Raw genomic sequence first — 12,260 nt, forward strand, 5'->3', positions numbered from 1 at the left:
CGCGATAACTGCGCCCACAACGGCTTTTTTAGTAAGGGGGTCCAAGCTTTTGAATTCCGTACAGGTCATAGTCAGAGCATTGGCTGGTGCAGCAGTGGGCGTAGATGCAGGTGTCGTCGTGGGTTCGGTGCCGCTGTCTCCTGCTGTCATGGTGACCGTGGGAGAAGGAATCATGCTCGTGGAGTCCGGCGACGGGCCGCTCGCCCGTGGGATGGGTGGTGTGGCTGTCGGGGAGTGCACACCACAGCCCGCAGCGGAAAGCGCATGCACGCTGAGCAGGATCGGTGCGATGAGACGCAATCGCAGCATAAGCGGGCATGTTATATCAGGCTCCCCGAAGCGAAGGTGGTGCGCAGCGATCACACCCATTCCGATCGCTGCTACCTGACAACCGTCCTCGCCAGACTTCGGCGCGGCCTGGGCGTCTCGATCACAGCGGCCGAGCTGCTAGGGTTCGGCGGCAGCCCGGATCGACTACTGCCCCTGGGCGTGCCGGCGCATGCCTACCACCGCTGTAAGGAGTGACGATGAGTGGCCCGCAGTCGCCGTTTGGTCCGGTGCCCTACCCAGAAAATGCCCCTTTCGGAGGGCATAGCCAGTTTGGCCCGCCGTACGGCCAAGCTGGCCAGGACGGCTTCGCGTATTACCAGCACCCGCCCTTCTACCCGAGTGGCTACCCACCACCGCCACCCCCTCCGCGGTTCCCGCCGCCCAAGCCGGAATACACCCGGTGGGTGATCGCCGGTATTGCCGCTTCCATCGTTGTTGCGTTGCTGGTCGCTGTGTTGGTGTGGAAGCTGGCCACGCGTTCACCGGCTGACACCGAAGCTCAAACGTCGACCACGTGGCCTAGCACGTCCGCGGCGCCAGCACCGAGCTCCTCGTCGCCGTCGATGCCGTCAACCGCGAGCATCCCGGGCCCGGCCGCGCCGCACGCTGGTAGCTGCAAAGGCCGGTCGGCTGGGCCAGGCCCGCAAACACCAGCGGGGTGGTCGACTGTTTTGAGCCCCCGTGGCCTGGTCTATGACGTGCCGCCCGGGTGGAAGGTCAACGAATGTACCTCCCTGGTCGGCTGGGAAAAGAAATGCTCGGACGGTCCGTTCGGCTACTGCCCGATTCGCGCGATGAGCGGCTCCGCCGAGCTTGCCAATCCGGCCTGCAAGGAGAACCTCGCTGTGACCGGTGTGCCGGGGGCCAGCACTGCCGACATCAACGAGGCGGTGCGCAGCGAGGGCGCACTGGTCAAGGACATTTACACCTCTGAGGACGGGGTGGTTCCAACCGTGAATCTCAGTTCACCACGCCCACTAACGGTGGGTGGCACTCCCGCTGTCGAAATCGTGGCGGCAGTGACCAACATCGGCCCGGGCAAGTGCAGCGCCCCGAGTGCACTACATGCGATGGTTGCCACCACGGTGCCAGATCAGCCCGGAACTGTGCTGTTCGTGGTGTCGATGAATCAGGGCAATCCTGGTGACCCGCCTGCGGAACTGGCTGACCAACTGATCGGAACTTTGCGCCGCGCTGCCTGAACGCCACAGCCGTTATTCGACCGTATGCGCTGGCGCACAAGGGACGTCGAAGCTAACAACTGGACCCACGTACACCGAATTTCGGATACTCCCGCGTTATCCCTCGCCGCTGAGTTGTCGGGGAGCGTCGTGCTGCCGGGAGTAGCGCCCTTTGGGCAGTACCGGCTCCTGCACTTGCGCGCCTGAATCGTCGTCTTTGACCTTTTAGGATGGGGTGGTGGTCGACGCGTCGATTCCAGATACTGCTCGGATCCTGGGATTGGTCCCTCACCCGGAGGGCGGCTGGTACCGGGAAACCTGGCGAAGCGACGTCGTCGTTGAGGTTCCTGGCCGGGGACATCAGCGTCCGAGTGGCACAGCCATCTACTTCTTGCTCGCGGCGGGTGAGGCGCGCACCTGCTGGCCAACAACAAAGACTTACTGGCCGCCCACATCCCCAACGGCCACGGCGGCTATGAGGGACTCGGCCAGCTCAACCCCGCACTGGTACAAACGGCGACCAAAAACCTCATCCCCTTCCTGGGCAACCTGGACGGAGTGCCCATCCCGGGCATCCAAAACGACGCGATCCGCGGGTTCACCAACGTCAACGACTTGAGCAACATGATCCAGGTGCTCGACTCCGACCCCGCCTCCGCCGAGGCGATCAACCGCGGCGCCGCGGCGTGGGAACAGCACTTCGCCCATAACTTCGGACTCACCGGTGACCCTGAACTGGGCCGCCACGCCGGCCAACTCACCCAAGCGGTCCATACCGCCGATAACGCCGAACTCGACGCGTTTAGAGCCAACAGCAACTGGGATGCCCTCCGCTCTTACCACGACCGCTCGGCACACTGGGACACCACCAAAGAAATCCTCAATGACGCCGCCGGATTCATCCCCGGCGGAAAGGCCGTCTCCCTCGTCCAAGATCTGGCCAACCTCGCCGCCGGCGAGGCCAAAGACGACATTCTCGGGCTTCCCGCAGACCCCACCAAACTGTCCGACACCGCCTGGGCCAAAGCCCTCGACAACACCAGCACCCTCTTCACCCAACTCGTGGACGGGCACTACCGCCAATTCAACATCGTGCAGGGCTACCTGGATGGACACCCCAGCGCGCTGGCACAATTCCAAAACTTCACCACCGCCGATGGTCGCATCGTCAATTTCGTCGACCCGAACGGAAAACTCAACTGGAACGCCGTAGTTAGAAATCAAGATGATTTCGACAGACTGTACGAGAGGCTTTCTTTGGCTAATGACCCCTCGGTGCACCTAGGTCAGGTGTGGGACAGTAAGGAACACGGCTATCAGAGCGGATTAACCGATCTCACCATCGGTCCCCTCCCTCTGTCCGCGCCCGAAGACGCCCGCCACCCCCCGACCCGATGACACACCGTTTTAAGCTTGCCCGCGAATCTGCGGTCGCGCTGGTCCTGCTGACCGGATGTGGGCATTCACCCCCACCACAGGCATCCACCACTCCCTCCGCCGCCGCCGGTTATCACCTGCCCGACACCATCCACTACTCGACTCACTGGGTCGCCACCCCCGCGCTGGACCTGATGAGCCCGGACGGCACCTTCATCCGCGCCTTCGCGGAAGGCATGCTCGTCCGTCTCTTCAACCTCGACAGCAGCAAAGGCTCCTACCCCGGATTCGTCCATGCCAACCAAACTGGCCGGGGGGAAAACGGCGGCGGCGGCGCCGTCTACGGATACGCCATGCACTGGGTTATCAATTTCACCGTCCAACCCGACAATTCCGTGATCGCCGATGTGTGCAGCTCTCAATCCATCACGCCGGACGGCAGCGAGTCCCCCGGCGGCGGCCTCGACGAAATTCGGTATGTCCGGGTCGGCACATCACCACCGGCCAATCAGAAAGGTCCCGCGCCTGCCCCAGTGGTGTCGGTTTTCGGGGATTGGTATGCCACCTTCTACAGCTATCCCGGCGACCACTACGATCCCAGTCCCTGCTTCCCCAGCGTGCCGCCGGTCGATAAGAGCCCCGTCTCAACACCGGGATGGCCCTCCCAAGAAAGCCTCTAACCGTGGCCGACACCTCTGATTTGCACCCGGACGTGCTCATCGCACTCAAAACCGGCAAACTCCCTGCCGGTGCACGCCGATCAGAAGATGAATCCGCCGATCAGCCAGACACCTCCCGTGCCAGCGAGCAAGAGCGATTCCGGCAGCTGTATCACGACATGGTCGAGGAACGAATCACCGATTGGCTCGACGACCATCCCGCCAACGGCAGAAGCATTCCACCAGAAGAACGAGAACGGATCGAGGACTACTGCCGCTCCCATGTGCAACACCAATGGGCCGCACACCTTCGCCGGCTTATGGACGACGACGAGCTGCTTTAACTGTGTCGTTTTGTTGCGGCTTAACTGTTCAGGCGCTGTTGGGGTGCCGCGCCGGAGCCGCAAACTGCAGCGCCGCCGCGAGCTGGGAGGCGAATCCCGGTCCGTCATTGACGAGCGCATAGCCCCCGGCGAGTCCGCCTTGGCCGCAGAGGAGCCGACGTCGCCGGACTTTTCGGCGGCGTGCCTCTCCGGTCGCGGTGTCCATTAGCTGGACGAGCTGGTGCGCTGTCCGTGGCGCGACACTGGTTAGCACTTCAAAGAAACGCGAGTTACCACAGACTGTCGATGACCAACGGCGATCCGCGCTCGTGGAAGCAATAGATAACGCCGTGGACAGACGGCGCGCAGGCGTCCTCGCATTCCTGCTTTAGGCCCGCTATTCCTACTTCTGCCTGCCATCGCCCTAGGAGTGAGCGCTGCCGTGGCGCTCGGCTCATTCCAGCGGCATTTCAGCGTGGACGAGTTCGAGGCAGTACAGGACTATAAACAAAATCCGAGCGGCCAACCGTAGCTTCACCATGGCCCTGCGTGGTCGTCTTCTCTACCGGGGCATGGCGGGAGACACGCCAGCCGCCATCGGCCGCAGCAAATCACATGCCGGGGTCGTGGACTGCTCCGAGCGGGTGCTTGCGTTAATGACAATGACATTGCCGTTTTGCAGATGGAACTCAAGACGGCAGTCGTGATCGGTCTTGTATGACTGATTGGCCTGCCGTCCATCGATGGTCACGACGCTGGCGTTCGGGTAGGGGGCTGATCCGAGCCCATGTTTCGCTGCGTAAGCCGCCCCGCTCCAGGTGGCGAAGGTGAGAGAGAGGTCTTTCGTGACCCGGTCACATGAGCGTGGATCGTCTCCCGATCCGTTTTGACTGTAGCCTCTCTCGAGTTCGTCCTTGCTAGGACTGACAAAGCCGGCTCGATGTTCAACGTCGGCCGAAAGACCGCCGCATACATCCCACTGCCCGTTCCTCATCGGTGTCGGTGGCGGGGAGGTGTTGGATGAGCGCCCGGGATGGCAGCCTGCGGCCACGGCGATGGCGATGATGGCGGCGGCGACACGGACGGTGCCTCTCATTTGCTGTGGCCGCCTTGGCCGTTCGTTGGCTGCAAGCAGACATGAGCCGTCGATCCGCATTGGTTCTCAGTCACTCTTTGGCCGTCCTGAAATCATGTGCTGGAAGCGGTGGAGATTGACTAACCTAACCCGGAACAAGATTCACTCCGTCGTGGACACGCGATTGCGCGTGTTGGTGGGATACGTACGGCAAAGGCGGGATCCAATGCCGAGTCGACTTCTTCCCTTGTCATCCAACAAACTTCGCGCGCTCGTGTGCTCGCCTCCCCTCCGCAGGATGCAAGCGGTCAACCTCAGCACATTGGATGTTCGTTAGCTACGCCACCCATGGAACTCAGTTGTCGCGGTTGGCCGCGGATGCGGGCTCGAGCTTGAGCCCCCACGTCTGTGCGACCGTTGTGAGCGCTTCGGGCGGCGGGTCGGTGAGTGGCATGGGGTCGCCCGCCGCGTTGACGGTGCCGCGCTTTTCGAAAAGCGCGACGCATGGATTGCCATCCAGGCGAGATGGAAAGCGCACGGCACTGGCGCCTCGGTCGAATAGGTCTGCGGCGATCGTCTGGGTGATCACGCGACGGCTGGTGGTGATCTCGTGCAGATCGAGGTGTTCCAATCCGTGCTCGACCAGCAACTCGACGTGACGTTCCTCGACCTTCTGGCGGGTGGGCACGTCGGTGAGATCGATCAAGGCGCCGTCGAGCCGCAAGTCGACGGGAACCAGGACGTGCTGTGCGCGCCACCGAGCGGTCACGGCCGCCGGGGCGAAGTCGTCGGCGCCCTCGGGCCCATAGCGCTTAACGTGGCGGCGCATCGCGCCGAGGTTGGGCCGAAAATCAGCGAGCACCTCGCGCAGACACGTTTCTGGCAAATCGGCGCAATAGAGCGTGCGGAAGCGGCGGTGAATGTCGTCAAAGCGGTGGTTGAACGAGTAAAGATCCAGCGGGGTGAAGCCGAGCGGATCGGCGTAGTAGCCCACCCGCCATCGAGCTGGCAGGTCGCTGGCCTTTTGGGTCACGACTGGAAGCTGGCGACCTGCCGCGCGGCGCGTACAACCATGGCGAACTGCGCGGTGTCGGATGCGGCGCCGAGTACCTCGATCGGAGCGCGGTCGTCGAGCCGAGTGTTGGTGCCGAACAGCCACGCGCGCGCTGTCTTGGCGTCGTAGGCGTCGACGATCATTTTCACGACCTTGTAGCCTTCGCGCAGCCGGCGTTCGGTCGCGCCGTGCGGCTCAGGACCGCTCTCCCGGGCGTAGCGGCCGATTTGCTTGGCGTCGGCCAGCCCCCCAATGGCCGCAGCTACCCGCTGACCAACCGCGTCCTGCAAGTACGCGGCGACCTCGCGAATCGAACGCGTCGCCGCCTCATCGTCGAGGCGCTGCGCTGCTGAGACTGTCAAGACGGGCATCGCACATCTCCAACTTCGCAATTCATCGCCTGGTCTTGCTGCAGACACTACCACGGACCTAGCCAATTATTCACCTAAAAACTACACCATAAAGCCTACCCAGACGCCCCAATCCTGGCAGGGTGCGATACCTCCGGGGCCTTGTCATTACGCAGGGTCACATTGGCGCAGACGTCTCTGCGACTGCCCTGTCGTTGTTATCAATCCACTCCATCAACCGGAGGTCGGGTCGGTTCCGGTGGATGAACCGATTCGGGTTCGTATGGCGCGAATGCGAGCCACATCTACTCCTGGGCATGCCGCCCGTCGATGACAGACCACAACCCGAGATTCCGTCGGACAGAGACAGCGGCCACATGCGTCAGGCAGTAGGACCACTATGGGCTCGGTACTCGAAAATGCCATGCTCGCAAAGGGACTGGGAGCGATGGCCATCGACGCACTGAGTCTTCGGACCCTGATCGCCAGGTCGGCATGACAAGCAGATGCACTGCGCGTGAGCTGATAGAGCTCTACAACGACGTTGTCTGGAGCCAACGCACCTTCGACCTCGGCAATCAATTGGTCGCCGACACAGTGATTCGCCACAACGCCTGTGAGGCGGTCACGCTGACACGCGAACAAAACCGACAACATGTCGAAGACACCTGCGCAAGCGGGACCGGATAGCTTTCTGCACAAGACCATTGGGAGTTCTGAGCCGCCCTGTCAGACCCGGTCATGAAGCGGTACCGGCCGGCTCATCGACATGCAAGAACTGCAGCAACGATCTAAGCTCGGTCCGGCCCAGACATGCTGCACAACGAACTCACCACGCACACACGGTGACTAACGTCTCCAAGATGGAGCGGCACCGCCCTATCGCGGAGGGCCGGCGCCGACCTCAGACTCCTCCAGACGGCGATGGGCCACGCGTCCATCCCCGTAACCGCGCACACGTATGCGGACCTACTTGACGACGAACTGGATGACATCGCCACCGCGCTCGGCTCCCTCGACGACTTTCATAAGTGCGGCGGCTGATCGAGTTTGGCCCCATTTTGGTCCCATACCAACGATTTCCAGCAACGATCGACGCGCCGCCGTAACGAGCTTTACGGCTCCGAACGCGGTAAATCCCGGTGGCCAGGGGCGGGATCGAACCGCCGACCTTCCGCTTTTCAGGCGGACGCTCATACCGACTGAGCTACCTGGCCGGAAGGCAGCGTGTGCCTCGCCGTGCTGGCGACCCTGACGGGACTCGAACCCGCGACCTCCGCCGTGACAGGGCGGCGCGCTAACCAACTGCGCCACAGGGCCTTGCTCTAGCTCCGCTCGGCGTTCCCGCGTCGCGGGTACCCCCTACGGGATTCGAACCCGCGTTACCGCCTTGAAAGGGCGGCGTCCTAGGCCGTCTAGACGAAGGGGGCCAGAACCGAATCTCTCCGGGGCACTCGCAACGTGGTCACCGTTGGGAGCCACGTCAGCTTAGGTTACCGCAGCCCCAATCCTCAAACGAGCGTCGCTGGGCAACGCAGTATCCTTGAGTCTCCGCGCCCCTATAGCTCAGTTGGTAGAGCTGCGGACTTTTAATCCGTAGGTCCTAGGTTCGAGTCCTAGTGGGGGCACCCAGACGCGCGAACGCGCACGAAACCAGTCCCGTGGCAAACGCCCATCAGCCGCAAAAAAGCCCTGCCAGCACATCGGCACGGTGGCAGCAAGCGGTTTAGGATGCCTCTACATTGTCCGCGCGGCAAACGGCGGTCGACTTGTCGTTCGGATGATGGCCGATGAGTGGGCGTCCGGACACAGGAGACGGCAATGAGCGATACAGGCCCGCAAATTGGGACGCAATTCGGGCCCTACCTACTCAAGCGGCTGATCGGCAGCGGCGGCATGGGAACCGTGTACGAGGCCCAAGACACCGTCATGGACCGAGTGGTCGCATTGAAGCTGATTTCCGGAACGTACGCGCAGGACCGGGATTACCGACAGCGACTGCAGCGCGAAGCGCGAATTGCCGGACGACTGCAGGATCCGCACGTGGTGCCGGTCCACTCCGCCGGCGAGATCGACGGACAGCTCTACGTCGACATGCGGCTGATCAACGGCACCGACTTGGACACCATGCTGAAGCAGTCCGGACCACTGCCGCCGGCAAAGGCGGTATCGGTGATACGCCAGGTCGCCTCGGCACTCGATGCGGCCCACGCCGCGGGGGTGCTGCATCGCGATGTGAAGCCGGGAAACATTTTGATCACGGCCGATGACTTCGTCTATCTGGTGGACTTCGGGATTGCCAACGCCGCGACCGAGCAGAAGCTGACGCAGGTGGGCGACACGCTCGGAACGTGGACATACATGGCGCCGGAAAGGTTTGCCGGCGACGAAACCAAGGTGACGCACAGCGTCGACACCTACGCGCTGGCGTGCGTGTTGTTCGAAGCTCTCACCGGATCGCCGCCATTTTCCGGCGACCGGGCAAGCCTGGTGGCCGCGCACCTGACCCAGCCGGTTCCACGAGCGAGCGCGCGCACGGGGCTACCGCCGCAACTGGACGACGTTATCGCGCGCGGGATGGCCAAGCGGCCGGAAGACCGCTATCCATCCAGCGGCGAGTTCGCCCGAACGGCGGAGGCGGCCGTCGCCGCCTTGGGCTCGCCGACTGCCAGCTTCAAGGTGCCGCAGACCGTCGCCCCGGCACCCACTGCCCCCGTGCAGCAGACTCCCCCGGTACAGCACACCCCGCCTGGGCAGCACACGCCGCCGCCCAACTTCGGGCCACCCTCGGCCCCTTACCAATTCGGTCCCGGCACCGGTCCTTTCGGCCCGCCGACCGGACCGCCATGGCCACCTGCACCCGCCCGCGGGAAGCGGGGCCGCTGGATCCTCATCGCCGCGGCCGTGGCCCTCGTCGTCGCCCTGGCCGCTGGCCTCGGCATCTGGAAGCTGACCAGCCACACCTCCCAAGCACACAGTCCCGATCTCAGCAAACTCGACGTGGGACGTTACGGGACCAAGCCGCGGCCTTTGCCAGGCCCGACAACCAAAGACGAGGGCGCGTATCTCGAGGCGTTTCGCCTCGCCGAGGGCATTGCAAATCCGTTCGACGTCGACCCCCAGCTGAGTTACCTCGTCGGACTACCGTCGCCGGACCGAAACAAAACCGCCTCGTTGCTTGCGGGCACCGGCACCCCGCTGGTGCAGCCAGTGCTGGAAAAATACGGCATGATCAGTGCCTATCTGGTCCAAGGCTTTTCAAAGCGCGTCCCCGAGTTTGCCCGGGAAAAGTCCGGAGACACGTTGATGGTCGTGTTGACGAGCTTTCCCAACGATGACGCGGCGGCACGTGCCGCGACCGAGATGGAAGAAATCGACTTCAACTACAACTCGGAAAACCGGCACCTTGCCATCCCGGGATATCCACAAGCCAAGGCGCACTACCGCCCCAATTGGGCTTCGATGTCGGCGACCATGGCCTCGGGCCGGGTGGTCGCCACGATTGCCACCGCAAGCAGCACCAACGGCGACTTGAACTACCTGGTGCAGCGCGTGAAGCGCACCTTCGACCTGCAAAAGCCGCTGGTAGGCAAGCTCATTCCGGCCGAGGACTACTCACTGACCTCGCTGCCGCTCGATCCGGACAACATGCTTAGCAGAATTCTCGTCGCGGGAGAGCTGCCCAAGGTGTCCGCAGAGTTCTGGAGCATGGGTCCGCGGGCGGCCACGCTGTGTTTCAGCGGACAGAGCCTCAAGGACGGGCTGCCCGGCCAGGCCGGGGTGGACCGGTGCGCCCACAGTAAGGACAGTGGATTGCTGCGGGTGAAAGACGAAAGCGCAGCGAGTGCGCTGGTGCCCAAGTGGGCCGAGTCAGATCGAGAGCAATACATCGACCACGACGTGGCAGGGCCCGACGGAGTCCCGAACGCCCGGTGCTACGAGCAGAAGCAAGCAATCTGGTCCGACGACGCCAACGAGCGCTTCGAGTGTTTGGTGTCCTACGGGCGATACGTCGCAGTGGTGTGGAGCAACGAGGAAAAAGACGTCCGCCAGCGTGCGGCGGCGCAGTACGCACTCTTGGTCAACGCCGCGTAGGCCGGTACCCGGCTTGCCGGTTAACCGGTCGTTCAGGCCACAGTTCGGTCGTCGGATCGCTTGGCTAAGCTTCCCGAGATGAATCCCGATGAGGTAAGCCCAACCGCGCCCATCGCCCTGGTCACCATGGAAATCCGCCACCCGGTAACGGATTCGCTGACCGACTCGTCGCGCTCGGAGATCAAACGTCTACTGATCGATCACCTGCCCATCGAACATCAGGCCCAGGACGTGAGTTGGGGCATGGTGGCCCCCGGCGCCGCCCCGCAGCCAACCGCAGAGCGCTTCATCCGTTACGTCAACCGCGACAACACCGTCGCCGCCTCGTTGAGAAGTCAGGCCATTATCGTCGAGACCACCGCCTACCAAAGCTTCGCGACATTCCTCGATACCGTGATGCGGGTCGTCGACGCCAGGGCGCAAGTCTCCTCGATCGCCGGCATGGAACGCATCGGACTGCGGTATGTGCTCGAAATACGTGTTCCGCCAAGCGAAGACGGCGGCATCGCATGGGGCAACTGGATCAACCCGGCGCTGCTCGGACCGCAGGCCATCGCGCCGGCCGGCATGGCGCTCACCGAATGGCAGGGTGCCGCGGTCTTCCGCGACCCGCAGCCCAACAAAGCGGTCATCGTGCGCTACGGCCCGGGTGTCGGTCAGGCGGTCGACCCGAATTACCACCTCCGCCGCGCCACGCCAGTCCAGCCGGGACCGTACTTTCATATCGATATCGACAGCTTTTGGACGCCGCCCGGCGTGATTCCGGAATTCAATCGCGATGCGCTGATGTCGATCCTGCAAGATCTGCACGGTCCGGCCCGCAACACATTTCACGGGATGATCAGCAGTCGTATCAAGGACGATCTGTTACCGCAGTAGGTATCTCACGTATCGCCTAGCACCGCAGTGCTGAAGGTTTGGTCGGCGAACGCCGACGCTATGCCGTCGTCGGGGTAGATAAAACCGTTGGCGGCGTGCAACTCTGCCGTCGTGCGCGACGACGTCCGCCAGCCGCGCTGGTTCAGATACTCGATGATGTGGCCCCGATGGCCGTGGTAGACCAGATCGTTGAAGTCGACTTCGAACCCGAGTTCGGCCATCCGATCGTAGTGGTCGCGCCACAGGTCTTGGGTGAAAACCGTTGTGTCTGGGACGAATTCGAAGGCAAGTCGGCTACCGGGGGCGCTGAGCTCGGTGATGTTGTCGAACAACGCGTCTTGGGCGTCATCCGGCAGGTAGACCAGCAAGCCTTCCGCGCTCCACACCGAACGGGCCCGCGGATCGAATCCCGCCGACCGCAACGCCGTGGCCCAGTCGTCGCGCAGATCGACGCCGACGGTCCGCCACTCCGCCGTCGGCGTGGCACCGAGATCCTGAAGCGTCTGCGTCTTGAACTCGATCACTTCCGGCAGGTCGACCTCGTAGACCACGGTGCCCGTCGGCCACGGCAGCCGGTAGGCGCGGGCGTCCAGACCGGACGCGAGGATCACCACCTGCTCGATGCCGCTGCGTGCTGCGCCGAGGAAATGTTCGTCGTAGAACCGCGTCCGGCAGGCCATCCCCCGGGCCATCCGGTCCGGATCGAACTCCGAGCCCTCAGGACGGGGAATCTCCCCATTCACCAGGCGGACGTAGACGTCCATGCCAACGGCACGCACCAGCGGCGCGGCGTACGGGTCGTCGATGAAGGAACGTTCGGAAGCCAATGCCCGCTGGGCGGCAACCATGGTCGCCGTCGCCCCGACACTCGTGGCGAGATCCCAGCGGTCCCGATCGGTGCGCGCCATCCCTACTCCCGCCCACATCACAAAAGATA

General features: G+C 63.3%; 11 protein-coding genes, 4 tRNA genes and 1 pseudogene. 9 read left to right on the top strand and 7 right to left on the bottom strand.

Annotated features, from left to right (window positions below; all coding sequences use genetic code 11):
• The first annotated feature begins 893 nt into the window (after window positions 1-893).
• The 5 genes from AC5Y2L_RS14660 to AC5Y2L_RS14680 all read left to right on the top strand — a co-directional run bounded on the left by AC5Y2L_RS14660 (window position 894) and on the right by AC5Y2L_RS14680 (window position 3,891).
• On the top strand, window positions 894-1,532 hold the full coding sequence (locus AC5Y2L_RS14660) for a DUF8017 domain-containing protein (protein WP_499935441.1): 639 nt from the start codon (window positions 894-896) through the stop codon (window positions 1,530-1,532).
• 217 nt (window positions 1,533-1,749) lie between these two features.
• Window positions 1,750-2,130, top strand: a complete 381-nt coding sequence (locus tag AC5Y2L_RS14665) for a cupin domain-containing protein (protein WP_499935062.1) — start codon at window positions 1,750-1,752, stop codon at window positions 2,128-2,130.
• The gene (locus tag AC5Y2L_RS14670; RefSeq protein ID WP_499935063.1) at window positions 2,070-2,909 is read left to right on the top strand and encodes a hypothetical protein; all 840 of its coding nucleotides are present in this window, start codon (window positions 2,070-2,072) and stop codon (window positions 2,907-2,909) included. The genes AC5Y2L_RS14665 and AC5Y2L_RS14670 overlap by 61 nt, the downstream gene beginning before the upstream one ends.
• A complete protein-coding gene (locus AC5Y2L_RS14675) occupies window positions 2,906-3,568 on the top strand; it encodes a hypothetical protein (protein ID WP_499935065.1) in 663 nt (220 codons plus the stop codon). The genes AC5Y2L_RS14670 and AC5Y2L_RS14675 overlap by 4 nt, the downstream gene beginning before the upstream one ends.
• A 2-nt stretch (window positions 3,569-3,570) precedes the next feature.
• Window positions 3,571-3,891 (top strand): hypothetical protein, encoded by a 321-nt coding sequence (locus AC5Y2L_RS14680; RefSeq protein ID WP_499935066.1) that lies wholly within the window; start codon window positions 3,571-3,573, stop codon window positions 3,889-3,891.
• Window positions 3,892-4,432: 541 nt separating this feature from the next.
• On the opposite strand, the gene AC5Y2L_RS14685 is transcribed toward AC5Y2L_RS14680, so the two are convergent.
• From AC5Y2L_RS14685 to AC5Y2L_RS14695, 3 genes are all read right to left on the bottom strand, one after another.
• Complete coding sequence (locus tag AC5Y2L_RS14685) at window positions 4,433-4,966, bottom strand: hypothetical protein (protein WP_499935067.1); 534 nt, start codon at window positions 4,964-4,966, stop codon at window positions 4,433-4,435.
• Between the two features lie 334 nt (window positions 4,967-5,300).
• Window positions 5,301-5,978, bottom strand: coding sequence for an RES family NAD+ phosphorylase (locus AC5Y2L_RS14690; RefSeq protein ID WP_499935069.1), 678 nt, complete (start codon window positions 5,976-5,978; stop codon window positions 5,301-5,303).
• On the bottom strand, window positions 5,975-6,370 hold the full coding sequence (locus tag AC5Y2L_RS14695) for an XRE family transcriptional regulator (protein ID WP_499935071.1): 396 nt from the start codon (window positions 6,368-6,370) through the stop codon (window positions 5,975-5,977). Before AC5Y2L_RS14695 ends, AC5Y2L_RS14690 begins: the two co-directional genes overlap by 4 nt.
• 858 nt (window positions 6,371-7,228) lie before the next feature.
• On the opposite strand from AC5Y2L_RS14695, the pseudogene AC5Y2L_RS14700 reads away from it, so the two are divergent.
• Window positions 7,229-7,393, top strand: a pseudogene (locus tag AC5Y2L_RS14700) (tyrosine-type recombinase/integrase); the annotation flags it as partial.
• Window positions 7,394-7,492: 99 nt separating this feature from the next.
• Here the strand turns inward: AC5Y2L_RS14700 and AC5Y2L_RS14705 are convergent.
• The 3 genes from AC5Y2L_RS14705 to AC5Y2L_RS14715 form a co-directional block, all read right to left on the bottom strand.
• Window positions 7,493-7,566 (bottom strand) — tRNA-Phe (locus tag AC5Y2L_RS14705).
• A 26-nt stretch (window positions 7,567-7,592) separates the two neighbouring features.
• A tRNA-Asp gene (locus AC5Y2L_RS14710) sits at window positions 7,593-7,669 on the bottom strand.
• 36 nt (window positions 7,670-7,705) lie between these two features.
• A tRNA-Glu gene (locus AC5Y2L_RS14715) sits at window positions 7,706-7,779 on the bottom strand.
• A gap of 125 nt (window positions 7,780-7,904) precedes the next feature.
• On the opposite strand from AC5Y2L_RS14715, the gene AC5Y2L_RS14720 reads away from it, so the two are divergent.
• The 3 genes from AC5Y2L_RS14720 to AC5Y2L_RS14730 all read left to right on the top strand — a co-directional run bounded on the left by AC5Y2L_RS14720 (window position 7,905) and on the right by AC5Y2L_RS14730 (window position 11,323).
• Window positions 7,905-7,977: transfer RNA gene (locus AC5Y2L_RS14720), tRNA-Lys, on the top strand.
• A 193-nt stretch (window positions 7,978-8,170) separates the two neighbouring features.
• The gene (locus tag AC5Y2L_RS14725) at window positions 8,171-10,444 is read left to right on the top strand and encodes a serine/threonine-protein kinase (RefSeq protein WP_499935073.1); all 2,274 of its coding nucleotides are present in this window, start codon (window positions 8,171-8,173) and stop codon (window positions 10,442-10,444) included.
• 78 nt (window positions 10,445-10,522) lie between these two features.
• Window positions 10,523-11,323 carry a TIGR04255 family protein gene (locus AC5Y2L_RS14730; protein ID WP_499935074.1) on the top strand — a complete coding sequence of 267 codons (801 nt, stop codon included), beginning with the start codon at window positions 10,523-10,525 and terminating at the stop codon, window positions 11,321-11,323.
• Window positions 11,324-11,328: 5 nt separating this feature from the next.
• On the opposite strand, the gene AC5Y2L_RS14735 is transcribed toward AC5Y2L_RS14730, so the two are convergent.
• On the bottom strand, window positions 11,329-12,231 hold the full coding sequence (locus AC5Y2L_RS14735; RefSeq protein ID WP_499935076.1) for an SAM-dependent methyltransferase: 903 nt from the start codon (window positions 12,229-12,231) through the stop codon (window positions 11,329-11,331).
• Window positions 12,232-12,260 lie beyond the last annotated feature (29 nt).

Source organism: Mycobacterium sp. NGS66 (assembly GCF_059812225.1).

Excerpts from the sequence above, each read along its gene's own strand:
- AC5Y2L_RS14730 (WP_499935074.1), top strand. The coding sequence starts at position 10,523 with ATGAATCCCGATGAGGTAAGCCCAACCGCGCCCATCGCCCTGGTCACC.
- AC5Y2L_RS14660 (WP_499935441.1), top strand. The coding sequence starts at position 894 with ATGCCGTCAACCGCGAGCATCCCGGGCCCGGCCGCGCCGCACGCTGGT.
- AC5Y2L_RS14735 (WP_499935076.1), bottom strand. The coding sequence starts at position 12,231 with ATGGCGCGCACCGATCGGGACCGCTGGGATCTCGCCACGAGTGTCGGG.
- AC5Y2L_RS14725 (WP_499935073.1), top strand. The coding sequence starts at position 8,171 with ATGAGCGATACAGGCCCGCAAATTGGGACGCAATTCGGGCCCTACCTA.
- AC5Y2L_RS14675 (WP_499935065.1), top strand. The coding sequence starts at position 2,906 with ATGACACACCGTTTTAAGCTTGCCCGCGAATCTGCGGTCGCGCTGGTC.
- AC5Y2L_RS14685 (WP_499935067.1), bottom strand. The coding sequence starts at position 4,966 with ATGAGAGGCACCGTCCGTGTCGCCGCCGCCATCATCGCCATCGCCGTG.
- AC5Y2L_RS14695 (WP_499935071.1), bottom strand. The coding sequence starts at position 6,370 with ATGCCCGTCTTGACAGTCTCAGCAGCGCAGCGCCTCGACGATGAGGCG.